This is a genomic window from Glaciecola punicea ACAM 611 (assembly GCF_000252165.1).
GTDB classification, from domain to species: domain Bacteria; phylum Pseudomonadota; class Gammaproteobacteria; order Enterobacterales; family Alteromonadaceae; genus Glaciecola; species Glaciecola punicea.
Map to the genome: position 1 here is coordinate 1 of NZ_BAET01000004.1, position 25464 is coordinate 25464.

Consider the following 25464-nt stretch of genomic DNA (forward strand, 5'->3'; position numbering starts at 1 on the left):
AGTAGACGCGCTTCATCACTTCCATATATGGTCACTGGACGGCGAACAAAACGTGATGACGGCGCACTTAGTGTTACCTAACGGGGTTACTGTCTTACAAATGCAAACGCTTAAACGTCAGCTTCAAGAGGAGCTTGCCGTATTTGAATTTGTCCATACGACGATTGAGCTAGAGTTTGCTGATGAACAATGCCGAGATGACAATACAGATGCGTAACTATACGAAAGTAATCATGGTGGGCTTTTCAAGCTCTTCGATTTCGACTATAGTGCCGTCTGAAATGAATATGATTTTAACCATGGCTTATAAATGATACGTCGACGAATAATCGGATACTGCACAATACTGCTGATTTTGTTTCAGTCGTTTTCTGCCGTCGCCAGTTCGTTAGACTTTCATGTCATTGATAAAGAACATCTGCAACAAGAACACCAGCACAGTATAGATGATAAAATAGCGGCAATACCGCTCCAAGACATTGATGTTGATGACGGCACAAGTAAATCTACGAAACACCACAACTCGGCCGACTGCCATCACTGCGGTCACTGCCACGGCACCCATGCACAATGGTTCATTCAGCAACATTCTGGAAAAATCCTGTTGGCTGCGCAGTTACATCAATTTTTCTATTTCAAAATCATGATTGACGGCCAAGTCAGTCGATTATTACGCCCCCCAAAACAGTAATCCTTTCTTAATTAACATTTGCAAAACGCGAACGTAATTTACATCGCGATGCGCATGCATTCATTAATTTAATTTGGATACACAATGAAATATTCTTTTATGAACGAATACCTATGCCTATGGGTGTTAGGTGCCAGTGCCCTTGCCATGGGTGCAGTAAGCAATACTTATGCGGTTCAAAACGAACCCGCAGAGGCGTTTCCCATCACCCTAGAGCGCGCAATTAAGCAAACATTAGCCAATAATCCGCAGCTACATGAATTCGACTTCAAACGACAGATTGTGGCGGGTGACGCTAAAACCGCTGAACTACGCCCTGGCTATTCCCTCGGCGTAGAGCTTGAGAATTTCTTGGGTAACAGTGAAGTCTCTGGCATCACAGATGCAGAGCTTACCCTCACTTTGTCATCCGTCATTGAGCTGGGGGACAAGGTGGATGCGAGAAAACGCATTACCCACGCACAACGCCAACAAGTGATTGTTCAAAAGAAAGTGCGCTCACTTGATATTTTAAGCGAGGTAATGCGCCGCTATATTGATGTGCTTGCGCAACAAGAAACCGTGAGTATGGTAAATGATGCGGAACAATTAGCGCGTTATACCTATCAAGCGGTCTTAACAAGAGTCGAGGCGGGTGCGTCTCCACAATTAGAAATCAAACGTGCCCAAGCGGCCTTAGCTCAGACTAGACTCAGTGTGCTTACCGCAAACCAAAGCCTGCAAGCGAGCATCAACAGTTTAGCCATTATGTGGGGAGACAAAACGCCTGCGTTTACGCGAGTAACCGGAAATTTGTTTTCGTTAACGGCTTCACCGCCGCTTAACGACCTCATATCAGCACTTTCGATGAGTCCCTACATACAAGAGTATGCGCAGCAAACGCGTGTGCAGGATGCACAGTTACGCCTCACCCAAACCGGTGATAAACCAAATATTTCTTGGTCAGCGGGCATTCGGCGAATTAACGGTATCGATGAATCCGCCTTTGTTGCCGGTGCAAGTGTTCCGCTGTTCAGTCAGCAGCGTAACTTAGGCCAGTATGAGGCTCAAAAGGCAAGGCTTGACCAAATTGAGCAACAAAAGCAAGCCAGTTTGCGCAGCTTGTATCATCAAGTGAATCAAGCGCTAGATGCCAGAAATCGTGCCTTACTTGAAGTGGAAACGTTTCAAAACGACATTATTCCCCCACTACAAGAAGCCTTGGTCATGGTTGAACAGGCGTATTCAGACGGTAGGTTCAGCTATTTAGAATGGGTATCAACGAGGCAAGACATGCTGCAAGCCCAACAAGCCCTTATCCAATCCGCTAAAAACGCGCACCAGCGCGGCGCAGATATAGAAGCACTTACCGGCCAACCTATCCTGTTGCGCGCTCAACCGGCGCCTTTTACCACTATTTTTATTGAGAAGTAATCATGAACTATACTGTTAAACTATCACAAACATTGTCACACGATGTAGCAATGCCATTGCGCTTATTCGTACTTGTCTGTCTAGCGATGCTTTGTTTTGCGACGCTTGCAGGTGAAAGTGCGCAATCAAATGAATACGCTCATGCCGACGAATTTGTCACCCTATCTGCCGAGATGGCAAACGCCAATGGCTTGCAAACCATGGCAGTAACGAGTGGACAACTCCAGATCTTGGCGACTGCCTATGGCGATGTCATCACCGATCCTGCCTCGCTTAGCCATATTAGAGCAAGGTTTGATGGCGTAATTTCCGCCGTTACCGTGAATCTTGGTGATAGTGTCAAACTAGGCGATACGCTTGCCACAGTTGAATCAAATGAAAGTTTGAAGCAATACAAAATCACCTCACCATTTTCTGGCAATGTGATTGCTAGGCATGCCAATGCAGGCGAACTATCAAACGGACAGATCCTGTTTTCCATTGCCAATTATGATGATGTATGGGCGCGATTAAAGGTATTTCCTAAACAGTTGTCATCCGTTAAAGCCGGTCAACAAGTCATGCTAACTCATACTGGTGTAAAGCAATCATCTACCATTAGCCACATTGCGCCCTCGCCCGATGGTAAGCCTTATACGCTTGCATATATCAGAGTCAATAACAAAGACGGCCAGTGGCCGGTAGGTGCGCTAGTAAGTGGGCAGATCACGGTTGCAACAAGTGATGTCGCTCTACTTATTCCAAAAACCGCTATTCAAACGTTCGAAGAAAAGTCAGTCGTGTTTGTGCTAAAGAGTAGTGTACGTGAAGGGCACAATGAATATCACCCTCGCCCCGTCCTATTAGGCACCCCAGACAATATGAATATTGAAATAGTCAATGGCCTACAAAATGGCGAGCGTATTGTGAGTCTAAATAGTTACTTGCTCAAAGCGGATCTAGAAAAGTCGGAGGCCGGTCATGATCACTAATTCATTATTCATCACGTTGTTTAATTTTATGATGCTTACTTTCTTAGCCACGAGGAGCCATGCGTGATTGACTCTATTTTACGACTATCCATTGAAAGACGAGGGATCGTCCTTTTGCTGATGTTTTTAGTGATTGGTGCGGGTCTTTGGAGCTATCAAAAGTTGCCCATCGATGCGGTGCCTGATATCACAAATGTGCAGGTACAAATAAATACACAGGCACAGGGCTACTCGCCTCTTGAAACCGAGCAAAGGATCACCTTTGTGGTGGAAACCGCGTTAGCAGGACTGCCCAACTTAAGCTATACACGCTCATTGTCGCGTTATGGCTTAAGTCAGGTAACCGCTGTGTTTGATGAAGGTACCGACCTTTATTTTGCTAGAAACCTGATTAATACAAAATTAGGAGCCATTAAAAGCCAACTACCGCAAGGACTTGAGCCTGAAATGGGACCTATCGCCACGGGTTTAGGCGAAATATATATGTATACGCTAACCGCGCAAGACGGCGCAACTCAAAGTAGCGGTGAACCTTATGATGCAATGGCTTTGCGAGAAATACATGATTGGGTAGTAAAACCGCAATTGGCCTTGGTCAAGGGTGTGACCGAAGTCAATGCCATCGGCGGTTATGTAAAGCAATACCATGTCAATCCTAAGCCACAAAAAATGCTCAGTTTTGGTCTTAGTATGCAAGATTTGATGACAGCACTTGAGCGTAATAATGCCAATCAAGGGGCAGGATTCATTGAGCGTAATGGACAACAAATATTAGTGCGCTCACAAGCGCAACTTAAAAGTATTGCTGATATTGGCAACGTAGTGGTCACGCAGATTGATGGCGTGCCGATCACGGTGAACGATATTGGCAGTGTTGCCATTGGTAAGGAGCTAAGAACCGGCGCAGCCACGCGGGAGGGGCAAGAAACTGTGCTTGGAACTGCCATGATGTTAGTGGGCGAAAACTCGCGTGCTGTTGCATTGGCGGTGGGTGAAAAGGTCACTTATATCCAATCAAGTTTACCTCAAGGGGTACTAATTGAGGCTGTTTATGACCGCACTACCTTAGTAGACAAGGCGATTAACACGGTACAAAAGAATCTTGTTGAAGGTGCATTATTAGTCATTGTTGTGCTGTTTCTTTTACTCGGAAATGTGCGTGCAGCCCTAATAACCGCAGCTGTCATCCCTCTGGTTATGCTAGCGACTATTACGGGGATGGTGCAAACCGGTGTGTCGGCCAACTTGATGAGTTTAGGGGCCTTAGATTTCGGCTTGATTGTGGACGGTACCGTTATTATTGTTGAAAACTGTATGCGAAGACTATCACAAGCACAACGACGCACAGTCACAGTACTGCCGTTAAAAGAAAGATTAGAACTTGTGTTTCAAGCCACCAGTGAGGTGATAAAGCCAAGCTTGTTTGGCGTACTTATCATTACCATTGTCTATATTCCGCTGTTTACCCTGTCAGGCGTGGAAGGCAAGATGTTTCATCCTATGGCTGCTACAGTGATTATAGCGCTATTGGCTGCCATGGTGTTTTCTATCACAGTTGTGCCGGCTGCCATTGCCATGTTCATGAACGGTAAAATTAGCGAAAAAGAGAGCCCGATTATTGTGGGCGCAAAATCTATATATCGTCCTTTGTTGGTGGCCGCATTAAAATTAAGATGGTTAGTCGTGCTGCTGGCAACTATATTAGTGGTTGTCAGTATATGGCTGTCTACCCGATTAGGCGCTGAGTTTATTCCGCAGTTAGACGAGGGTGATATTGCCCTTCACGCTATGCGTATTCCCGGCACTGGCATTGAACAAGCGGTTGATATGCAAAAACTGCTGGAAACCACCATCATGAAGTATGAGCAGGTTCAGACCGTCTTTGCAAAAACCGGCACCGCAGAGGTTGCCACCGACGCTATGCCGCCCAATGTGACCGATACCTTTGTGATGTTAAAACCGCGCAGTACTTGGCCAGACCCAAGCTTATCAAAACAAGATTTTGTGGTGATGCTTGAAAAGGACCTCTTGACCCTACCCGGCAATAACTATGAGTTTACCCAACCTATACAAATGCGTTTTAACGAACTCATAAGTGGTGTGCGATCTGATTTGGGAATTAAACTCTTTGGGGACGACTTAGCTACCCTAGTGTCATCTGCTGAGGACATATTGGCTGTGTTGCAATCAGTTGACGGGGTGGCAGATGCGCGTATTGAACAGGTAGATGATGTGCCGATATTTACGGTTAATCCTAAACCCATTATGTTGGCAAGGTATGGCTTAGATATCACTGATTTACAGACATGGCTGCACTCGGCCATAGGTGGTAATGAGGCTGGCTTGATTTTTAATGGCGACCGCCGGTTTGGCTTAATCGTCAGGTATGACGAGAATATACGTTCAAACTTAGATGCGCTGGGTGACATTCCTATTGTCACAAAAAATGGCGAGTTCGTACCACTGTCAGAGGTCGCAGAGCTTGCGTATTCTTCAGTGCCGAGCCAAATTAGTCGTGAAAATGGTAAGCGGCGCATTGTTATTACGGCCAACGTGAGAGAGCGTGACTTAGGTACTTTTGTTAACGAGGTCAAAGATAAAGTGCGTGATGAGGTCAACCTTCCACCAGGCTATTGGTTGGACTATGGTGGTACATTTGAGCAGTTGGAAAGTGCGAGTCAGCGCTTATCTATTGTGGTACCAGCTACCCTGTTTATTATTTTAACCTTACTGGTGATTGCGTTTGGGTCCATAAGAGATGCTTTGATTATCTTTACGGGCGTGCCACTTGCACTCACCGGCGGCATTTTTGCGTTGTGGCTTCGCGATATGCCACTGTCGATATCAGCAGGTGTCGGATTTATCGCCTTGTCAGGCATTGCCGTGCTCAACGGTTTAGTCATGTTGTCGTTTATTAGGCAGCAGTTAGATGAAACCGGCGATTTAGTTTACGCCATTGTTGAGGGGGCAATTGTTCGTTTAAGGCCAGTGCTGATGACCGCGCTGGTCGCGAGCTTAGGGTTTGTGCCAATGGCACTGAACGTCGGAACTGGCGCGGAAGTACAGAGGCCCCTAGCAACCGTTGTGATTGGTGGCATTATTTCCTCAACGATATTGACACTGTTTGTTCTCCCCGTGCTGTATCGCTTTGCTTATGCGAAAAAAGCGTACTAGGGCGTTTGGCTTCTCTATCCACATTTAGAGAAGCCACTTTTTAGGGCTTAGCTTTTTGGTGTTTAAATTTGAATGCGCGCTATCCAGATCGGTGCATACTTCAAAAATCACTATTTGATTGAATTTGCCAATTTTTGGCCTAGTCTTCATTGTTTTAGCTTTCGCTTCAATAGACTTACGATTTATGTACTGATAAAGCTTTTAATATCGACAGGTGAACAACAGGGAAAAGACTTTTTATCAAACATTTATGGAATCATTACCTTTTGGGTAAATTAACGATAGCGTTTATGCTGGTTATACTCACCATCATCTAAAATACCCTGCAAACATCGCAACAGGAGACTGATATGGGCTTTTTGAATATTTTCGAAAAAGACAGTGACGGTAAACAAAAGCGGATTGAGCACCGCGGTAAATATGCGCGTCTCAGTCGCACTGATGGTTTTACCGACTTACAACTCATCATTAATGCACCCAATATTGAAATTTTAATTTTTTGTTAGTAAGCGCTTCGGATTGAGTTCTTTAGAAATGGTGGCCCGACCCTGACTTGAACAGGGGACCTGCCGATTATGAGTCGGATGCTCTAACCAACTGAGCTATCGGGCCACATTTTGAAAGCTTGTGTTTGCTTATCGCCCCAAAACCGAAAAGGTTTTAAAGAAGCAAGATGTTTATAGATATAAACGAGTAGGCCTTGCTTCAAAGCGGTGCGAAGTATAAATACTTTTTACATGAAAGTCATTACCAAATCCCCACTTTTTTATACAAATAATGGTTAAGTACTTGCAACGGCTAAAGTTTAGCAGATATCTGCCGTCATATAAGTGAACTAACTAAGAAAATTTGCTATGTTTACGCCTTGTTTTTAATATCACGCGGCTCACGAGCAAATAAAACAGTATTATTGATAGGGTAGCAACGTTTTATGAGAGAAGAACCAAATAGACTATTCTAATCAAGGAACGAATTATTTCATCACCACACACCAAGAATGTACCTTCTAAACGTCGGTTTTTTAAAACGCTAGGCCAATTTTTGGTTGGCCTTTTTTGCTTAAGCGCTTTATTTTTCGGCGGCAAGTCCGTGCTGCTTCAGTTTAATATTACCATTGCACCGGCTTTAGTCGGCATTGCTGTTCTGTTTGTTGCTTTGTTGTTGCTTATGCGCGTGCCAATCGCCATCTCAAAAGCGGCCGACCCTTTGCTTGGCAATATGTCATTATTTTTTATTCCCGCCATAGTGGCTATCGTTAACTATATTGATCTGATATTGGCGTATCCCTTGGCTTTATTTTTGTCTATTGTGGTGTCAACATTGCTAAGTTTAGCCATCACCGCTTGGTTGAGCCAGCGCCTAATGCATATGTTAACACCAAAAGATGTAAACACCGCTCAACCGCCTAATAAGGCGCCTTAATATGTTAGCGTTGCTGCCAAACATTAATTACCTCGCCACTATACTGTGGCTCGCGCTTACCATTGTTATTTATTTTGGTGCGCTGCATTTGCATAGAGCCTCTAAGCCTTTACGCTTCATACAGCCTGCTTTGCATCCGCTCATTGTCGCCACCTTACTTATTATTTTGCTGCAGTCACTTACGCACACTAGTGTGTCTGAATATCAAGAATACACGCAATTATTGTCGGCTTTGCTAGGACCCGCGACGGTTGCACTCGCTGTGCCCTTATACCGACAGCTTAGGCTGTTGGTCAAAATGAACTGGCGTGTATTAGTGCCTATATGTGTGGGCGGCGCACTAGCACCGGTTTTATCATGGACATGCTTATATTTGCTCAATACGCCGCTTAATTTACAAATGACGGTGCTGGTTAAATCTATTACTACACCCTTGGCAATGGACGCCGCAGGCGCTATAGGCGGTATACCGGCATTAGCCGCGGTGTTCGTGATTAGCACGGGTATAGTGGGTGCTATTTGTGGTCCTGCGTTATTTGCCTTAATAGGCGTGAATAACCAAGCCGCTCAAGGGACTGCCCTAGGCGCTGTTTCTCACGCCATTGGCACCGCACGTGCTATTTCAATTGGTGAGCAGTGTACCGCTTTTGCTACCCTAGCACTGTGTGTGAACGGTATTGCCACATCGTTAATATTGCCTATTTTATTTGGGTAAGTCCTTTGTAAACACCATTTTGTGACTACTTACAGCCTAAAGTCGCCGCTGAGTTTGCCGATAGAACAGTATTGTAAAATCCACCTGGCTTGATTTTTTATCTTACACAAACTCTTCGAGCACAGTGTTTAAATAGCGCCGGCCCAAGTCTGACACCTGCCATGTGTTTACAGACTCTTCAAGTAGCCCTTTTTGAACGAGCTTTTTGATAATGTTCTGCTCACCGGCATTAAGTGAACGCCCGGTGTGCTGCAAAAAAGCGTCTTTTGGACAGGCTTCAAGCAGCCTAAATCTGTTCATGAAAAACTCAAACGCAAGCTCGTTGTCATTTACTGCTATGTGTTTATGCATATAGGGCTTGGTTAAGTTCATATACCCTTTAGGATGCTTAACTTTTTCAGTGCGGCTTATTGAAAAGTCGCTTAAGTTGGTAATCTTTCCATGCGCCCCACAGCCAATGCCCAAATAGTCACTAAAGCGCCAATAATTAAGGTTTTGTTCGCAGCGATGACCGTTTTGTCCGTAGGCTGAGACTTCATATTGTTCATAGCCCTTAGATTGCAGCAGCGCCTGCCCGTGTAGTTGAATTTCCCACAGTAAGTCCTCGTCAGGCAACACAGGTGGTTTTGAATGAAACCGCGTATTCGGTTCTATGGTCAGCTGATACCACGACAAATGTGGCGGTTTGTGCGCAATGGCTTGGGTAAGATCGTCAAGCGCATTTTGCAAACTTTGTTCGGGTAATCCGTGCATTATGTCGGCGTTGAAAGACCTAAGCGGTAATTCTCGTGCGAATGTAAGAGCATTCTGGGAGTGCTGGGCATCGTGAATTCTACCAAGGGCGCTTAAGTGCTTTTGTTCGAAGCTTTGCACACCAATAGACATACGATTAATACCGGCTTGGGTAAAGCCTAAAAACTTGGCGGCTTCAGCGGTGCCAGGGTTGGCTTCCATGCTAATTTCTGCATTTTCATTGATGGGCAGTCGCTGTTTTACGCCGTGTAATAATTTGCTCATTGCTGTAACGCTCAATAAGCTTGGTGTACCGCCACCAATAAAAATGCTGCTTATTGGCCGAATATTCCCATTGTGGGTAATAAGCGGAATATCTTGATCTAAGTCGGCCAGTAAATTCGCAATATATTCGTCCTCAGGTATGCCGCCTTTTAACTGATGTGAATTAAAATCGCAGTAGGGGCAGGTTTGTACACACCAAGGAATATGAATATATAGGGCAAGGGCTATGCTCATAAATTATGACTTAAATAAGGGTTTGAAGTTTGTGCATTAACTCTTTTAAGGCCTTTGCGCGATGGCTTATGTCGCTCTTTTCATGCTTAGACAGCATTGCCGCAGTTTGCGCTAGGCTAGGCACATAAAATAGTGGATCGTAGCCAAAACCACCTTCGCCAGAGGCCGAAGTGGCTATTTCACCTTCCCATTCACCTTGGCAAATTATGGGCGTCGGGTCGTTTGCGTGGCGCATAAACACCAGTACGCACAAAAACTTTGCTTGACGGTTATGCTTGCCGTTAAGCTCAGCGAGTAACTTTGTGCAGTTGTCGCTATCGCTTGGCTTAGTTTGTGCGTTTAGCGCGCCATACCTTGCTGAATATATCCCGGGCGCGCCGTTTAAGGCATCTACTACTAGGCCGCTGTCGTCGGCAATGGCGGGTAAGCCTGTGAGTTTAGCCGCATGACGAGCTTTAATAATGGCATTTTCAACAAAGGTAGTGCCGGTTTCGGGTACGTCGGGTACATTGAAATCAGACTGGGGTGCTACGTCTATATTATATTGGGTAAACAGATGAGAAAATTCCGCCACCTTGCCTTTGTTGCCGGTGGCTAATACTATTTTATCCATCACTTATCCTACTCTTTAGGTGACGCAGGGCGGGCGCCTTTACGTTTTTTATTCGATATTTTTTTGCGCGCCGCGCTTAGCTTACTGGCCTTCTTGGTTTTTGTTTTCTTCACTTTGCGCAGTACAGGCGGCTTGTTCTTAGGCTTCAATTCGTCTACAACACGCGCTTTAAAAGCGTCTTGGGTATAGCGTGCAACTTTGCCAACCCACATAAAGTCATGCGCTTCAATGAGCGATATTGCCACGCCTTTTGCGCCTGCTCTGCCGGTGCGGCCTATGCGATGAAGGTACACGTCTGCGCCTCGTGGCATGTCGTAATTAATAACATGTGACACATCGGGCACGTCTAAGCCGCGCGCGGCCACGTCGGTCGCAATCAGTATTTTTACGTCACCGTTTTTAAAACTGCTTAAGGCCGCCATGCGTTTGTCTTGGGGCATATCGCCCTGTAAGTAGGCCACATTAAAGTCTTTGGAGAATAAGCGGTCTTTCATTTTATGCAGGCGTTCGCGCGTTTTCACAAACACAATGCACGACTCGACCGTGTTGGCTAAATGGTAATCAAGCAGCGCGTCTTTGTGTTTAGGGTCGTCGCATAAATGATACCACTGCAAGGTCTTTGCTTTTTCTTTGCGCGAAGGCGAAGCGTTGTGTTCGATAGGATTTTGCAAAATGTCGCGCGCAAAGTTGCGCACGCCGCGGCCTTCTAAGGTGGCCGAAAACAACATGGTTTGTTTACGCCATCTTGCTTCTTCACAAATTTGATTCACCACTGCGCCAAAGCCCATGTCGAGCATGCGGTCAGCTTCATCTAACACTAATGATTCTATTTCACGGCAGTCGAAGCTTTCAGATTGAATGTGCTCTAATAAACGCCCAGGGGTGGCGACTAAAATATCGAGCCTGTTGGATAATGTCTCGCGATCGGTACCGTAGTTTATGCCGCCGGTAATAACGCCCACCACTAAATCGGTGTTTTTACACAAAAGCTCGGCGTGTTCGGCTACTTGATAAGCAAGTTCGCGCGTGGGCACCAATATCAGTGAACGAGCTGAGCTACTGTATTTATTTGGATAGTCGAGTAAAAATTGGCAAATAGGCAGTATAAAAGCAGCTGTTTTGCCAGTTCCGGTAGGCGCACAGGCAAGAATATCGGCGCCGTCCATTGCGTCGGGTATCACCGATGCTTGAATAGAGGTGGGTTTTGTAAATCCCAAGTCGTTAACTGCACTGACTAATTCGTCGTTAAGTTCTAGGGCGTAGAAGCTGCTCAATGGTGATGGCCTTTAGTAAAATATAATATACGTAAAAATATAGCGTTTTTTTAACGTCGTTTCGCGCAAGTTTACCTTATTTATGCGATTTTTAATAATGCCAATATACAAATTATGATGAAGTTTTTAGCCTATTGTTAATTAGCGGTGTCTTAATTGTGGCAAATGCTAATCTCAAATTTACCCTTCACTGTAAACATGCTAATTTAACGCTATTCAGTCATGTGCATTACGCTGCTTTTTTACGATCGCAAGAGTACGCATACAACAATAACGAAAAGAATATACCCTTGTACTTAAATTATTATGGCTTAAACGATAATCCCTTTTCAATAGCGCCTAACCCCGACTATTTATTTATGAGTACTCGCCATAAACAAGCGCTAGCGCATTTAAATTTTGGGTTAACGGAGTCGGGCGGCTTTGTTATGCTCACCGGTGAGGTCGGCACGGGCAAAACGACAGTGTCGCGCAAACTCATGCAAGAGCTCGGCAAAGACACCCAAATGGCGGTAATACTCAATCCTACCTTGTCGGCGCTTGAGCTACTGGCAACGGTGTGTGACGAGTTGGGGGTAAACTATGATCAAAACAGCGCGTCTTTGAAAGTATTCACCGACCGCATATTAGCCAAGCTCGCCAGTAATCATGAAAACGGCGTAAACACGGTGCTGTTGATTGATGAAGCGCAGCATCTATTGCCCGAAGTGCTTGAACAACTGCGCTTGCTGACAAATTTAGAAACCAATCGCGAAAAGCTGCTTAAAGTGGTGCTCATTGGGCAGCCTGAACTACAGCAACTGCTCAGACGAAACGAACTTCGTCAGCTTGCCCAACGCGTAACGGCAAGGTATCATTTATTGCCCTTAACACAAGTTGAAGTAGGCCAATATGTAGAGCATCGCTGGTCGGTTGCCGGTGGTTTAAGCGCCTGCTTCACAAAAGCCGCACTTGTTGAGCTTTTCACTATAAGCGGCGGCATTCCCCGCGTTATCAATCTGCTGTGTGACCGCGCCTTAAGTTTAGGCTATTCCTTACAAAAACCTTTTGTTGACCATCAAATTATGGTCTCGTCTAGTTTTCAGGTGTTAGGCGAAGACATTGTTTTGCAGCGCCAGCAATCGCGCTTCAAACCGCTCTATATTCGCTGGTTTTTGCTGGCGCTTATCCTAGGTTTACTCACCGGTGCTATTTATGGAGGGCTGTATGCTTAAGCAGCTAAAAGTTAGTGAGCTGATTCCCGGCATGATGGTGACGCAAGTCATTGAGCAGCATGGTCCAGCCAAAATACGTAAAGTGGGCTTTATACGCTCTGCAGATATGATCCGCGGGCTCAGCGAAATGGGCGTTAGTGTGGTAGAAGTAGACATCAATCAAAGTTTGCACGTAGAGCTTGAAGATGACGAAGACGCTCAAGGCCCAAGCGCGCTTACTACCAAGCCCAATACTAGCAACACAGATAGCACTAGCACAAACGATGTACCGGTGCGAAGAGCTACGGCCACTCAGCGTCTTGTTGCCTCAAATCGACAAATTGCCGATGTTGACCGGCAGCTTTCACAGCAGTTTCATCGCTCTTTATTCTTGCCTGCCGTAGATCAAATGCCATCTAAATGGATGCTGTATGGTAAGCCCTACACTTTACTGCTGATGTTTATTTTATGCGGTTTTGCTATCGGCAGCGCCACCACGACCGTAATATCGGGTATGCTTTATGCAAAAGATTCAACTGAGGTATCATCCATAAATACCACAAATAGCGATAGCGGCGTTGTAGCCATAGTCGCCACAGTCGCGAACGTAGCGCCAATTACTAATACATCAGCAATATCAGGCCAAAGCTTGGACCGCCAAGATGAGCCTAGCAGCGACAGCTCACCTAATGAAAAAAGTACCAATAGCGGCATGGATGTGAATACGCAAACGCAAAATCTACCAAATGTAACGTTGTCGACTAGCTCAGAGCAAACAGCAAACGCAGGCCTATATAGTCTACAAGACAGCGTTAATGCAGCAAAACCGTCTGTTGAACGAGGCATAGCTAACAACGATATAGCTAACAACGATATAGGTCAATCAGCGCAGCCTTTTACAATTGAAACAATAAACGGCGTTGAGCTTGAAGAAGGACAACAGGTGCTTGGCTATCAAAGCGGCAGCGAAGATGACATCAACACCAACAGCATAAGTCAACGCGGTGCACAAACTCGCGTAAATAGAGCAGCTGATAATGACAGCAGCGCATCTAACGAGTCGTCAAATGAACGGCTCAATCCTACCTTATTACGGCGCATTCAAGCCGCCGCCCAAGACATTGACAGCCAAGAAGGCATGTGGTCTCAAGAGATACTGAAAGTTACCGACCTAAACGCCTTGCCGCGCATAGATCAGCTGCCGCCGGCTGTGTTAACGCAAATGCCAGCGATGAGTTTTAGTGCGCATATGTATGCCTCAAATCCTCGTGACAGATGGGTTAGAGTTAACAGTCAACGTTTAAGTGAGGGAGATATTATTGCGAATAATGTGGTGTTAAAACGAATTGAGTCTGAAAAAGTCGTGTTGGAATACAAGGGTGATGAGTTCACTATGAACGCTTTGTCAGACTGGTAGCACCGCCGTTCTGGCAATTACCATGTTTAGCGTTGCCGTATCTGGCACAAGCGGGTTTAGTATTGTAGCAATTGCCCCACAATGCTAAATCCCGCACTTGGGTAATCTAAAGCCAACTGCGTCTTGCTTTTTCAAACTGCGTAATTTGAGCGTCGTGCTCAAGCGTTTGCCCAATCGCGTCAAGCCCTTTAAGCAAATTAGTTTTATGATGACTTGCAATATCAAATAAAAACTCAAGCTCTTCACATTTAACGCTTTGCGCGGTCAATGTCACCGTAATAACAACCTTAGGATTGTTGGCTACCTTTGTAAACAACTGATCTAGCTCAACGTTTGGTAAGGTAAGCACCAACAGCTGGTTGTTGATACTGTTACCATAAAATATGTCGGCAAAGCTGTTGGCAATAATGCAGTTAAAGCCAAAGTCGGCTAGCGCCCACGGTGCGTGTTCTCGGCTTGAACCACAGCCGAAATTCTCCCGCGTTAGCAGTATAGACGCGCCTTTATACTCGGGCTGATTAAGTGAAAAGTCAGGGTCAACCTGATCTTTATCACCGTTTTGATAGCGCCAATCATGAAACAAATTAACCCCGTAGCCAGTGCGCGTTATCCCGGTTAAAAACTGCTTAGGAATAATTTGATCGGTGTCTATATTAGCCTGATCTAGCGGGGCAACTGTGCCGGTGACTATATTAATACCCGTCATTAGTGTTCTCCCATAGTGCGTACGTCGGTAAATTTACCCGTAATAGCCGCTGCGGCTGCCATTTCAGGGCTAACTAAATGCGTGCGCCCTCCACGACCTTGTCGGCCTTCAAAATTTCGATTGCTGGTTGAAGCGCAGCGATCACCCGGCTGCAATATATCGTCGTTCATGCCCAAACACATTGAGCACCCAGGTAGGCGCCATTCAAAGCCGCTTTGTTTGAATATTACATCGAGCTGTTCAGTTTCAGCCTGCTCTTTTACCTGGACCGAGCCTGGTACCACAATGGCCGTTACGCCTTTTGCAACTTTGCCTAAAGCCGCTATTTTGGCCGCAGCGCGCAAATCTTCTATGCGGCTGTTAGTGCATGAGCCAATAAACACATGCGAAATACTAATATCGCTTATGGCTTGGCCTGCTTCAAGACCCATATATTTTAAGGCTTTGTTGGCTGACTCTTTAACCACAGCGTCGCTATAGCTATCGGGTTGTGGGACGTGTTGCTTGATGCCCACTACCTGTCCCGGATTGGTTCCCCACGTGACTTGCGGCTCAATGTCTGCGGCGTCTAGCTCTACCACACTGTCAAATTGGGCATCTTGGTCGGTGTATAAGCTTTTCCAATAGCACACGGCGTCGTCCCAATGTGCCTCACTTGGCGCAAATTCGCGGCCTCTAATGTATTCTATGGTTTTATCGTCAGGCGCAATAAGACCGGCTTTTGCCCCCGCTTCAATACTCATATTACACACGGTCATGCGCTGTTCCATCGACAAGTCGCGAATGGCTTGGCCGGCGTATTCAATCACATGACCGGTGGCACCGGCGTGGCCAATTTTACCAATAATGGCCAAAATAATATCTTTTGCGGTGACGCCAAGCCCCAGTTTACCATTCACGTTTATAAGCATGCTTTTACCGCGCGATTGCTTAAGTGTTTGACTGGCCAACACATGCTCAACCTGCGAGGTGCCTATGCCAAAGGCCAGAGCACCAAACGCGCCGTGCGTGGCGGTATGCGAGTCGCCGCATACAACGGTCATGCCCGGATGAATAAGTCCCAGCTGCGGCCCTATTACATGCACAATGCCTTGATTTTTGTGACCCACAGGATAAAGCTGAATATTGTGCTGTGCACAATTTGCGGCCAAAGTATTTAGCTGTAACGCATTTTGAGGGCCGCAGGCATCAAGCGCTAATGAACGCGTTGAAATACTATGATCCATGGTCCCAAAGGTAAGGTCAGGACGACGCACGCTGCGACCTTTTTCAGCCAGTCCGGCAAATGCCTGTGGGGTGGTAACCTCATGAATTAAATGGCGGTCAATATAAAGTAATAAATCCTCTCCCAAATCTTCTACAATATGTGCATTTAGGACTTTTTCATACAGCGTAGAGGGTGTCGTTGATGTCATGTTGGGCTCCTTAAAGCTGACTAATAATATAGTCACCTACTTCACTCGTGGATTTTGCGCTATGTTTGTTTTGGGGCGACAGCAACTCTGCCGTTAAAATGCCGTCGCTTAAGGTTTTAAGTACAGCGCGTTCAATATCATCGGCGGCGGTTTCAAGGCCTAGGCTGTAGCGAAGCATCATGGCGCCTGAGAGTATCTGTGCAACCGGGTTGGCAATGCCTTTGCCAGCGATATCGGGGGCTGAGCCGCCTGCGGGCTCAAACATCCCAAAACCGTCTTGGTTGAGACTGGCCGAAGGTAATAAACCCATAGAGCCGGTGATCATAGCGCACTCGTCAGAAATTATGTCGCCAAATAAATTAGAGCACAGCATTACGTCAAATTGACCGGGGTTAGCCACTAGCTGCATGGTTGCGTTGTCTATATAAATATGTTCAAGGCTTACGCTTGGATAGTCAGCTGCAACCTCTTCAACCACTTCACGCCATAAACGGCTGGTAGCCAACACATTGGCTTTATCAACCGAGGTTACTTTGTTTTTACGCTTTGTTGCGGCTTCAAACGCCGATATCGCAATGCGGCGTATTTCGGCTTTTGAATAGCGCATGGTATCAAATGCGTTAGTTTGTTCGCCTTCGCCTTGTCTGCCCTTGGGTTGACCAAAGTAAATGCCCGAGGTTAGTTCGCGTATGACTAATATATCAACATTATTTTGGGCTATGTCGGCGCGAAGCGGCGAAAGATGGACTAGGCTTGGGTAAATTTTGGCAGGTCGTAGATTACTAAATAAGTCGAAGTGGCTTCGTAGGGTGAGTAGGGCAGCGCGCTCAGGGCGCTCTTCTAAGGGAAGATTATCCCATTTGGGTCCACCAATAGAACCAAACAAAATAGCGTCAGCGTTCTCACAGGCGCTAAGTGTGGCAGCGGGCAGGGCTTCACCTTGCGTGTCAATAGCGTAGCCGCCTACCGCGTGCTCTTGGCAGTTCAAGGTGAAATTATGTTTTTTCCCTACTACGTCTAACACCCTGCGTGCTTGGTGCATCACTTCAGGGCCGATACCGTCACCCGCAAGCACCGCAATTGTAAAGCTTGTCATTTAAACTCCTACTATTTTATGTTGTTTTTGTTGATCAATCTGATCGGCCAAATATGTGTTGTTTAACACGAATATAAGTGACTTAACGCCAGCCTCAACAATGTCGGTGGCTAAGCCGATGCCATTAAAGCGACGGCCGTTGTATTCTACTATAACGCTCACTTGAGCGAGAGCGTCGGCGCCTTCGCCTTTTGAATCAAGTTTAAAGTCAACAATCTCTAAGCTGTGCCCATCAATGGCTTTTATAATGGCATTAAATGCTGCATCAACCGGGCCATTGCCGGTGGCCGCTTGGGTAATCTCATGTTCACCAGCCAGTATAGTGACGGTGGCAGTTGGCACAATATTGTGGCCCGAGCTTGCATGCAGGTAGTTCAATTTATAATGCGCGTGCTCATGTTTTTGCTGGTCGAAAAACAGTAGCGCCTCTAAGTCATAGTCAAATACTTGGCCTTTTTTGTCGGCAAGGCGCACAAATGATTCGTATATGTTATCCAGATCGTATTCATCTGGGCCATAGCCAAGCTCACCTAGTCGGTGTTTAATAACGTGACGACCAGAGCGTGAGGTCAAATTAAGCACATTCTTGTTTATGCCCACGCTTTCAGGTGTCATTATTTCATAAGTGTTTTGCCCTTTTAACACGCCGTCTTGGTGAATGCCTGATGAGTGACTAAAGGCGTTGGCCCCTACAATTGCTTTGTTTGCCTGCACCGGCATGCTGCATAACTGGCTGACTAATTTCGAGGCTCTGTGAATTTCTTGCGTGTTAATATTGGTGTTAAGGCCTAATTTTTGGTAGCGCGTTTTAAGCGTCATCACAATTTCTTCTAATGAGCAATTGCCGGCGCGTTCACCAATACCATTTATAGTGCATTCAATTTGTCTGGCGCCATGTTCTACCGCCGTTAAAGAGTTGGCCACTGCTAAGCCTAAATCATTGTGACAGTGGACCGAAATAATGGCTTTGTCTATGTTGGGCACTCGGTTAAACAAACTACTTATAATGCTACCAAACTCAGACGGTATGGTATAGCCCACGGTATCGGGAATATTAACGGTGGTTGCGCCCGCTGTAATGGCCGCCTCAACCATTCTGCACAAATAATCTATGTGGGTTCGCCCCGCATCTTCACAGGAAAACTCTATGTCATCGGTGTATTTGCTGGCGTGTTTAATGGCCTTTATCGCCATCTCAACGACTTCGTCTTGTGACTTACGCAGCTTGGTATTTACGTGAATATCGGAGGTGGCTATAAAGGTATGAATTCTGAACGCTTCGGCAACGCCAAGTGCTTCGCCGCATGCGTCTATGTCTTTGGCTAAGGCCCGTGATAGACCGCACACACGCGCATTTTTAATTTCTTTTGCGATCAGTTGAACCGACTTGAAATCGCCCGGTGACGATACTGGAAAACCTGCCTCAATAACGTCCACGCCTAGGCGTTCCAGCATGAGGGCTATCTGAAGTTTTTCGCGTACATTAAGACTGGCCGGCAGTGCTTGTTCGCCGTCGCGTAGACTGGTGTCGAAAATGATGACTTGATTGTTCATTATTACCCCTATTGGCCGCTTATTAACAGCCTAATTATGCATTGACGCTAATAAAAAAAGACATAAAAAAACCCGTGCATTACACGGGTTTAGAAAATATATATAAACATTACCCGTGCGTTTTTGGCCCCAGTAATAAGAGTAGCAGAATAACACTTGGCTGTACGTGCAAAAGATGAAAATTTTGTGGCGTCATGTTGATTCTCCAGCAATGTTAGTAATCAGAATGTAACCTTGTTTAGAATATCCGTCAACCGAAAAGCGTATATCATCTGAAGTTTACAGGAGGCATCTATCCGCTTGTCATCTCATTGGCAACGTCACCAATTAATTTTCGCAGCCATATATGGCCTGCGTCGTGATGCAGCAGCGCACTCCACGCCATTTTAAGGGCAAAGGGTGGAATATCAAAAGGCGGCGGTAACACTTTTACCGCAGGATCATTTTCAAAGATTTTTGCGACTTTACTAGGCAAGGTTACCACTAAGTTTTGTGTTCTAGCGATTTGCAAGGCGGCATGATAATGCCGGGTAAATACTCTGATATCTCTTTGCTTACCAATTTTCGATAATGCTTCATCAACCCAGCCTAATTTTTGCACCTCGTTGGGGTCTATGCCCACGCCCACGCCAAAACCTGTTTTGCTTACCCATACATGCTGGCTACTAAGATAGTCACCGAGGCTGAACTGATTGGCTTTAGGGTGTTGGCTATTCATTACGCATGAAAAACTGTCGAGCCAAATAATTTTTTGATGAAAAGAAGACGGAAGCTCATCGAAGCGATTAATGGCCATGTCGACTTTACCGTGCTCAACATCGTGGAAGGTCACATCGCTTGGGGTAATTAGATCAAGGGTGATGTTGGGGGCGAAAATAGCCAGTTTGCTTAATAAGCCCAGTAATATTGTGGATTCAGCATAGTCACTGGTCATTATTCTAAAGGTTCGCCTGCTAGCACTTGGATCAAATTCGACATCTGGCTGAATGCTCGATTCTAGTTCACTTAACACTTTGCGCACTATTGGCTGTAGCTCTAATGCTCTTTTAGTGGGGGTCATTCCGGCGCTCGTTCTAACTAGCAGCGGGTCTTTGAATAAATCACGCAAGCGCTTTAAGCTATTGCTCATGGCGGGCTGGGTGATACTGAGCTGATTTGCGGCTTTGGTAACGCTGCCTTCGCGCAATAACACATCGAAATATACCAGTAAGTTTAAATCTACCTTTGCTAGGTTCAAATCAATGACATCCTCTTGTTAAACTCTACTTTTTCCTAAACGCAACGCTAAAACAAAACATCGCACAAGGGAAGCGCTTAAATATAAAACAGCTCCTTAACTGAAAAAAAAGAGGCGTCAAATTAACTCAAGCGCCTGTTTAGCATGCTGAAGTGTAAATAAATCTACAAATTTAGTCTAGAAAATGTCGATATTATACATTCACATAAAATTTACAACGCGTACTGTAAGTTGCTTCAATTTATACTGTATACTCCTTCAAATGCTAACCTACATTCAATAACTTGATGATTAAACGAATCGTCATACCTGGAGCTTTTATGACAACACCCTATTTGACTGCACTGAGTAGGATAGCAATTGCTACCGTTTCTATTTTGTCCGTAGCAAGCTGTGCGCCGGTCGCTGACGATGTGAACGCAGCCACCAAGCAAAAAGATGCCGCAAACGTCAGCGCGCAGCCATCTGCGGCTGCGCCTAAAAATATTATCATGGTGATTGCCGACGGTATGGGCCCTGCTTACGTGTCAGCCTATCGCTACTTTATGGATAACCCTGATACAGAAGCTGTTGAAACTACTGTTTTCGACGGTATTTTAGTCGGCACGGTGCGTACCTATCCGCATCAGCAGTCGGGCGTAGTAACTGACTCAGCAGCCAGTGCAACCGCCATGTCAACTGGCGTGAAGAGCTACAATGGCGCCGTAGGTATGGGTGTAGACAAACAGCCCCTCGAAACTGTGTTGCATCGCGCGCATAAATTAGGCTTAAAAACTGGCTTAGCGGTGACCAGTCATATAGTGCACGCTACTCCCGCGTCGTATATGGTCGCAAACGAAGCCCGCGGCAATTACGCGCAAATAGCCGACAGTTTCTATGACGACCGAATTAACGGCGAACATTTAGCCGACATTATGCTAGGCGCTGGCTGGGGCCACTTTATTCGCGAAGACAGAAACTTAGTAGAGTTGTTTCAAGCCGACGGTTATCAATATATTGATAGTTATGATCAATTATCCAGTATTGACCCCAGTGTCCCAGTTTTAGGCTTGTTTGGGGACGGCAGTCTGCCGTGGGCATTAGACGACATTGATCCGACGCGTTTGCACACATTGACTAAGGCAATAGTGCCATATTTAGCCGCGGATACTCAAGACTCGGGTTATTTTTTGTTACTTGAAGCAAGTCAGGTTGATTGGGCTGGCCACGGTAACGACATCGCCTCTGCGATGGCTGAAATGCATGATTTGGCTAAAACCATGGAATACTTGGTTGATTACGTTGAAGCACATCCCGATACATTGGTGATATTAACGGCTGATCACAGCACGGGCGGGCTCACCATTGGTGCAGTAAGCGATTATCGATGGGATGCGTCTTACATACAAAATTTCAAAAAGTCTGTACCCACTATTGCCGCCAATATGCTCACCGAAACAGATAAAGGACAGTATGTATCAGACATGTTTGGCTTTGCACTTAATCAACAAGAGATTGATAGCCTTGACGTAATTAATGCTGATATGAACCCGCGTGCGGTTCAAGCTATCTTAAAAGATATCATAAATACGCGCACAAACACCGGCTGGACAACCAGTGGCCATACTGCGGTAGACGTGGATATGTTTGCGTTTGGCCCAAGCGCACAGGTCTTTGCGGGTAATCAGAACAACACTGATATTGCTGAAAAGATATTTACGCTGCTTGACCAAGCGCATAAAAAATGAGGGCTTTCTGCAATAAGGACATAGTTACTTTTTAAACCAAAAACGCCTGCTTCAAAAGCAGGCGTTTTTGTTAACAGACAATATCGAAGGTCTTCACTGGCGCATAAAATCCTCAACTGGGTCGCCAGTCACTACCGAGATTTGTTTAAATAAATAAATGAGCGCAGTAATCAACAAAATCATACTGGGGATAACAATTACCGGATAACTTAAGGCGGTCATTCTGCCAATTTCCTCAATGTAAGCAGTGGTGCCGGGTTCCGACACTAATATCCACTTGGCTAAGGCGTAATTTAAAGAGGACGACAAGAAAAACGAGCTGGCGACAATGTACGAACTAATGGCCACTTTAGCGTTAAATACTTCTACCTTTTGTTTTTCTTCCAAGCGTTTATTGAGCTTGTCCCAATTAATTAATTGGTCATTAAGAATTAGCGCTTTAACCAGCGGGTTTTTAGTGAATTGGGTGATGAGAACGGCAAGACCAATAGCGGCAGGAATAGCAGCTTCTTTTATAGCCATATATTCAGCTGGCAGTTTGAGTAAGCTTATTCCGCCCGTTAGCAACACACTTACAATCCCAAGTACAGAAAACATGTTGATTTTCTTGGTGTTTTTCAATTCAAGCAAACCGTAGGTAAGCGGAAAAGCGAGGGCAACCACAATACTCCATGCCGGGCCTAAATATTCGTCACTGCTGGCGTAGGTCATTATAAGGACGGGAATGGCGATATTGAAGATTAAATTTCCAAAAAAACCGGACTTCTGCTGCTTGGCGCTTTCGTTTTGGCTCACATCAATTACTCTACTACTCAAAAGGGTGTGCATTTTACGCCCAATAAGCTTGGCTTGTCACCCTAATTAGCGTCTTTCGTTGTCTTAGGGTGTAATAAAATACTATACCCAAAGGTACTAACATTGAATACAAGCTATAGTAAATCAGCGTCGCTAAATTTTGTCCAATCGATGTTATTTATGCGGTTTTCAGCGATATAAAAAATTTTATCACCCGGCAATAGCTGTGCGGTAAGAGGAGGATTTACGACAATTTTAAGAATGTCATGATTGCTTGCAACGCCAATAAAAATGGCATCGTATTTATGCTTTAACTGATAAAACAGGTTTTTAACGCTAATGGCATCAACGTTTTGCGCAATAGTGGCTGAAAATTGCGCCTGGCCTTCATATACGTCTAATAAATCGTGATGCAAAAGACTTGAACCCGGGTCAAACGCCGACTTAGCCAACATTTCAACCGCTACGCTAGGCGTGCATTCTATTTCTGGACAGTGCTGTTGCAGCAGTTTAACCAGGCTTTCGTCGTCAAAATATGCCACTTTATGGGCTTTTTTATTGCGCTGAGAACAATATAAAGCGGTGGTCATGGTCATGTCATCATGCGGGTTATCAATTAATATAGTGGCCGCGGTTTGTACGCAGGCCTTGTCCATATCTTCGTCTTTATTAAACGATTCAACGTGCACAAAGTCGATTAAAGAAGGATAAGGGTTGGTAATATCGGCTCTTACACACAGCACTATTTCCGGTTTTTCGATGGAATTTTCTTTCTCAATCAGCAGCAGCTTTATAAGCTGCTCTGTTCGTTTACCATTCCAACCAATTACTAAAATATGGTTACTTACATTTAACGCATTCAAACCTCGTGCTCCTTTTTGCCATTGCTTACTTACAAAATTTGCTGCCCTGCCAAGCACTAAGGCAAAGATAGACAGCCCCATAGGTATTATATATAGGGCGACTATCCATTTACCCGCCGCGGTGCTGGGGGACATGTCGCCATAGCCTACGGTTGAACTCGTTATTACTAACCAATATACAAAGTCGTGTATATTGAGTAAACCCTCTTCGCCTGCTATAAAAAGTAGGGCATAGCTACTTAGTGAATAAAACACCATCATTAATACAACTACATACCAACGCAAATTAGAAAAGTACTGCGTCATTATTTTTCTGACTTTGATCCACGTTTGCATAAATAATCTTTTGGCTTGGCTTTGAACATAATGGGCGTAAGTGTGAGAAACTTTTAAACTAAATACAAGCGATTAACGTTTATTTATTGTGATAGCGCCTAAGCGAGTAATAAATGTAGCGTTAATAGACCTAAACAGTGGTGTAAACTCAAGCTAATGAGCAAACAGTCCGCCACATTCACAATGGTGAAAAACCCAACCCGATACACTAGCGATAACACTGACTTGATTATTTTATGAAACTAACTGATTTTGATTTTGAACTACCCGAAAAACTAATTGCAAAATATCCAAGCGCCCAGCGCACGGCCTCTCGCATGCTTAGGTTAAATGGCGCCACTAGCGAGGTTCGCCATGGGCTTTTTATTGACATTGTTGACCTAGTTGAGCCAGGCGACTTACTTGTGTTTAATAACACCAGAGTCATACCTGCAAGGCTGTTTGGACATAAGCAAAGTGGCGGTAAAATAGAGATAATGCTAGAGCGTGTTCTTAACGACAGTACCGCTCTTGCGCACATAAGATCCAGTAAGTCTCCCAAAGTAGGTGCGGTATTAACCTTAGAAGGTGATATAAAGGTGCAAGTGTTGGGTCGTCAAGATGCCTTATTTCACATTCAATTTGAGGTAAACCCAAAAAGTCCTCAAACAATTTTCGAATTGTTAGAACAGCATGGCCACATGCCACTGCCACCTTATATAGATCGACCTGATGAAGCTGCCGACAAAGAGCGTTACCAAACGGTGTATAACGAAAAACCAGGTGCAGTTGCCGCGCCTACAGCGGGCCTGCATTTTGACGAGGCAATTTTACAAACACTTAAAGACAAGGGTGTAAATACCGCATTTGTTACCCTGCATGTGGGAGCTGGCACCTTCTTGCCTGTACGCGTGGAGAATATTGAAGACCATCAAATGCATGCGGAGTTTGCTGAGGTCACCCCAGAAGTGGCTAATTTAGTCAAGCAAACCAAGGCTAATGGTAAACGCGTTATTGCGGTAGGCACTACCTCGGTAAGATCGCTTGAATCGGCTGCGCAACAAGCGTCTGATAGTCTTATCGAGAGTTTTTTGTCTGATACCAGCATATTCATCTACCCTGGCTTTGAATTCAAAGTAGTTGACTGTATGTTAACCAACTTTCATTTGCCCCAGTCTACCCTGATGATGCTCATTAGTGCTTTTGCGAGTCGCGACGGTGTTATGAAGGCTTATAGCGAAGCGATTGAACAAGAGTATCGATTCTTTAGTTATGGTGACGCCATGTTTATTGAGGGTGCTCAAACAAAGGCCTGATTACACGAAACTTATATAAAAAAATTCAAGCTAGACTATGCCGTCACTGGCAAGCGTCTAGTAATTTCCTTCTTACGTTCATGTTTAGCGCTTGTTCAACAGGCGTCTTAAAATATGTGTTCATATTTTGGGCATAATAATCATCAACCATTATTATTGTTCAGCGATACCAATAAATGGACAGCGGATGTGGTCAGACCGTTACCACTTTCAAAGGTGACGTTCTATTATCGATGTTGATTAGATACATGCCTGTGCTGCGATAAGGTGCTTGCTTGCTGCGAGGCTTGTATGGCTAAAAGCGCC

General features: G+C 45.2%; 22 protein-coding genes and 1 tRNA gene. 12 read left to right on the top strand and 11 right to left on the bottom strand.

The genetic code is table 11. The features are described 5' to 3' along the window. The 6 genes from GPUN_RS00985 to GPUN_RS14310 form a co-directional block, all read left to right on the top strand. Positions 1–217, top strand: a 217-nt coding sequence (locus GPUN_RS00985; RefSeq protein WP_040519930.1) for a cation transporter dimerization domain-containing protein, incomplete at its 5' end; no start/stop codon positions are given. 93 nt (positions 218–310) lie between these two features. Continuing rightward, the gene (locus GPUN_RS00990; RefSeq protein ID WP_040519932.1) at positions 311–691 is read left to right on the top strand and encodes a hypothetical protein; all 381 of its coding nucleotides are present in this window, start codon (positions 311–313) and stop codon (positions 689–691) included. An 84-nt stretch (positions 692–775) separates the two neighbouring features. After that, positions 776–2104, top strand: coding sequence for a TolC family protein (locus tag GPUN_RS00995; protein ID WP_006002543.1), 1329 nt, complete (start codon positions 776–778; stop codon positions 2102–2104). Positions 2105–2106: 2 nt separating this feature from the next. After that, positions 2107–3075, top strand: a complete 969-nt coding sequence (locus tag GPUN_RS01000; RefSeq protein ID WP_006002545.1) for an efflux RND transporter periplasmic adaptor subunit — start codon at positions 2107–2109, stop codon at positions 3073–3075. A gap of 63 nt (positions 3076–3138) precedes the next feature. Continuing rightward, complete coding sequence (locus GPUN_RS01005; protein WP_040519936.1) at positions 3139–6249, top strand: efflux RND transporter permease subunit; 3111 nt, start codon at positions 3139–3141, stop codon at positions 6247–6249. A gap of 350 nt (positions 6250–6599) precedes the next feature. Next, positions 6600–6755, top strand: coding sequence for a hypothetical protein (locus GPUN_RS14310; protein ID WP_006002548.1), 156 nt, complete (start codon positions 6600–6602; stop codon positions 6753–6755). A gap of 29 nt (positions 6756–6784) precedes the next feature. Here GPUN_RS14310 and GPUN_RS01010 read toward each other — a convergent pair. Further along, positions 6785–6861 (bottom strand) — tRNA-Ile (locus GPUN_RS01010). Positions 6862–7290: 429 nt separating this feature from the next. On the opposite strand from GPUN_RS01010, the gene GPUN_RS01015 reads away from it, so the two are divergent. Together GPUN_RS01015 and GPUN_RS01020 are read left to right on the top strand one after the other, a co-directional pair. Then, entirely contained in the window at positions 7291–7671 is a 381-nt protein-coding gene (locus tag GPUN_RS01015; RefSeq protein WP_006002549.1) for a CidA/LrgA family protein, read from the top strand. 1 nt (position 7672) lies between these two features. After that, positions 7673–8386 (top strand): LrgB family protein, encoded by a 714-nt coding sequence (locus GPUN_RS01020; protein ID WP_006002550.1) that lies wholly within the window; start codon positions 7673–7675, stop codon positions 8384–8386. A gap of 102 nt (positions 8387–8488) precedes the next feature. Here GPUN_RS01020 and hemW read toward each other — a convergent pair whose 3' ends face one another. From hemW to srmB, 3 genes are read right to left on the bottom strand one after another with little or no spacing between them, the layout of a single operon-like run. Further along, a complete protein-coding gene (hemW, locus tag GPUN_RS01025) occupies positions 8489–9637 on the bottom strand; it encodes a radical SAM family heme chaperone HemW (RefSeq protein ID WP_006002551.1) in 1149 nt (382 codons plus the stop codon). A 10-nt stretch (positions 9638–9647) separates the two neighbouring features. Continuing rightward, positions 9648–10253 carry an RdgB/HAM1 family non-canonical purine NTP pyrophosphatase gene (gene rdgB / locus GPUN_RS01030; protein WP_040519939.1) on the bottom strand — a complete coding sequence of 202 codons (606 nt, stop codon included), beginning with the start codon at positions 10251–10253 and terminating at the stop codon, positions 9648–9650. Positions 10254–10258: 5 nt separating this feature from the next. After that, positions 10259–11524, bottom strand: coding sequence for an ATP-dependent RNA helicase SrmB (gene srmB / locus GPUN_RS01035; RefSeq protein WP_006002554.1), 1266 nt, complete (start codon positions 11522–11524; stop codon positions 10259–10261). 290 nt (positions 11525–11814) lie between these two features. On the opposite strand from srmB, the gene GPUN_RS01040 reads away from it, so the two are divergent. Continuing rightward, positions 11815–12738 carry an ExeA family protein gene (locus GPUN_RS01040; RefSeq protein ID WP_040519958.1) on the top strand — a complete coding sequence of 308 codons (924 nt, stop codon included), beginning with the start codon at positions 11815–11817 and terminating at the stop codon, positions 12736–12738. Next, complete coding sequence (locus GPUN_RS01045) at positions 12731–14134, top strand: general secretion pathway protein GspB (protein WP_006002558.1); 1404 nt, start codon at positions 12731–12733, stop codon at positions 14132–14134. Before GPUN_RS01040 ends, GPUN_RS01045 begins: the two co-directional genes overlap by 8 nt. Before the next feature lie 106 nt (positions 14135–14240). On the opposite strand, the gene leuD is transcribed toward GPUN_RS01045, so the two are convergent. The 5 genes from leuD to GPUN_RS01070 form a co-directional block, all read right to left on the bottom strand. Continuing rightward, positions 14241–14840, bottom strand: a complete 600-nt coding sequence (leuD, locus tag GPUN_RS01050) for a 3-isopropylmalate dehydratase small subunit (RefSeq protein WP_006002560.1) — start codon at positions 14838–14840, stop codon at positions 14241–14243. Continuing rightward, positions 14840–16255, bottom strand: coding sequence for a 3-isopropylmalate dehydratase large subunit (leuC, locus tag GPUN_RS01055; RefSeq protein ID WP_006002563.1), 1416 nt, complete (start codon positions 16253–16255; stop codon positions 14840–14842). Before leuC ends, leuD begins: the two co-directional genes overlap by 1 nt. Before the next feature lie 10 nt (positions 16256–16265). Continuing rightward, positions 16266–17351: a 3-isopropylmalate dehydrogenase gene (gene leuB, locus GPUN_RS01060; RefSeq protein ID WP_006002565.1), complete on the bottom strand. Its 1086-nt coding sequence runs from the start codon at positions 17349–17351 to the stop codon at positions 16266–16268. After that, positions 17352–18905 (bottom strand): 2-isopropylmalate synthase, encoded by a 1554-nt coding sequence (gene leuA, locus GPUN_RS01065; RefSeq protein WP_006002568.1) that lies wholly within the window; start codon positions 18903–18905, stop codon positions 17352–17354. Between the two features lie 292 nt (positions 18906–19197). Further along, positions 19198–20142, bottom strand: a complete 945-nt coding sequence (locus GPUN_RS01070; protein ID WP_006002569.1) for a LysR family transcriptional regulator — start codon at positions 20140–20142, stop codon at positions 19198–19200. Between the two features lie 320 nt (positions 20143–20462). Here GPUN_RS01070 and GPUN_RS01075 point away from each other — a divergent pair, with 320 nt between their 5' ends. Continuing rightward, entirely contained in the window at positions 20463–21869 is a 1407-nt protein-coding gene (locus tag GPUN_RS01075; protein ID WP_006002573.1) for an alkaline phosphatase, read from the top strand. Positions 21870–21962: 93 nt separating this feature from the next. On the opposite strand, the gene GPUN_RS01080 is transcribed toward GPUN_RS01075, so the two are convergent. Together GPUN_RS01080 and GPUN_RS01085 are read right to left on the bottom strand one after the other, a co-directional pair. After that, positions 21963–22697 carry a VC0807 family protein gene (locus tag GPUN_RS01080; protein WP_006002574.1) on the bottom strand — a complete coding sequence of 245 codons (735 nt, stop codon included), beginning with the start codon at positions 22695–22697 and terminating at the stop codon, positions 21963–21965. 101 nt (positions 22698–22798) lie between these two features. Next, positions 22799–23863 carry an ion channel gene (locus tag GPUN_RS01085; protein ID WP_006002576.1) on the bottom strand — a complete coding sequence of 355 codons (1065 nt, stop codon included), beginning with the start codon at positions 23861–23863 and terminating at the stop codon, positions 22799–22801. A 236-nt stretch (positions 23864–24099) separates the two neighbouring features. Here GPUN_RS01085 and queA point away from each other — a divergent pair, with 236 nt between their 5' ends. Next, positions 24100–25158: a tRNA preQ1(34) S-adenosylmethionine ribosyltransferase-isomerase QueA gene (gene queA / locus GPUN_RS01090; RefSeq protein WP_006002579.1), complete on the top strand. Its 1059-nt coding sequence runs from the start codon at positions 24100–24102 to the stop codon at positions 25156–25158. The last annotated feature ends 306 nt before the right edge of the window (positions 25159–25464 follow it).

Bases quoted from the DNA above. Each gene is read 5' to 3' on its own strand.
- GPUN_RS00995 (WP_006002543.1), top strand. From the start codon at position 776: ATGAAATATTCTTTTATGAACGAATACCTATGCCTATGGGTGTTAGGT.
- leuB (WP_006002565.1), bottom strand. From the start codon at position 17,351: ATGACAAGCTTTACAATTGCGGTGCTTGCGGGTGACGGTATCGGCCCT.
- GPUN_RS01000 (WP_006002545.1), top strand. From the start codon at position 2,107: ATGAACTATACTGTTAAACTATCACAAACATTGTCACACGATGTAGCA.
- queA (WP_006002579.1), top strand. From the start codon at position 24,100: ATGAAACTAACTGATTTTGATTTTGAACTACCCGAAAAACTAATTGCA.
- GPUN_RS00990 (WP_040519932.1), top strand. From the start codon at position 311: ATGATACGTCGACGAATAATCGGATACTGCACAATACTGCTGATTTTG.
- GPUN_RS01075 (WP_006002573.1), top strand. From the start codon at position 20,463: ATGACAACACCCTATTTGACTGCACTGAGTAGGATAGCAATTGCTACC.
- GPUN_RS01045 (WP_006002558.1), top strand. From the start codon at position 12,731: ATGCTTAAGCAGCTAAAAGTTAGTGAGCTGATTCCCGGCATGATGGTG.
- GPUN_RS01085 (WP_006002576.1), bottom strand. From the start codon at position 23,863: ATGCAAACGTGGATCAAAGTCAGAAAAATAATGACGCAGTACTTTTCT.
- hemW (WP_006002551.1), bottom strand. From the start codon at position 9,637: ATGAGCATAGCCCTTGCCCTATATATTCATATTCCTTGGTGTGTACAA.
- leuD (WP_006002560.1), bottom strand. From the start codon at position 14,840: ATGACGGGTATTAATATAGTCACCGGCACAGTTGCCCCGCTAGATCAG.
- GPUN_RS01080 (WP_006002574.1), bottom strand. From the start codon at position 22,697: ATGCACACCCTTTTGAGTAGTAGAGTAATTGATGTGAGCCAAAACGAA.
- leuA (WP_006002568.1), bottom strand. From the start codon at position 18,905: ATGAACAATCAAGTCATCATTTTCGACACCAGTCTACGCGACGGCGAA.
- GPUN_RS14310 (WP_006002548.1), top strand. From the start codon at position 6,600: ATGGGCTTTTTGAATATTTTCGAAAAAGACAGTGACGGTAAACAAAAG.
- GPUN_RS01020 (WP_006002550.1), top strand. From the start codon at position 7,673: ATGTTAGCGTTGCTGCCAAACATTAATTACCTCGCCACTATACTGTGG.
- leuC (WP_006002563.1), bottom strand. From the start codon at position 16,255: ATGACATCAACGACACCCTCTACGCTGTATGAAAAAGTCCTAAATGCA.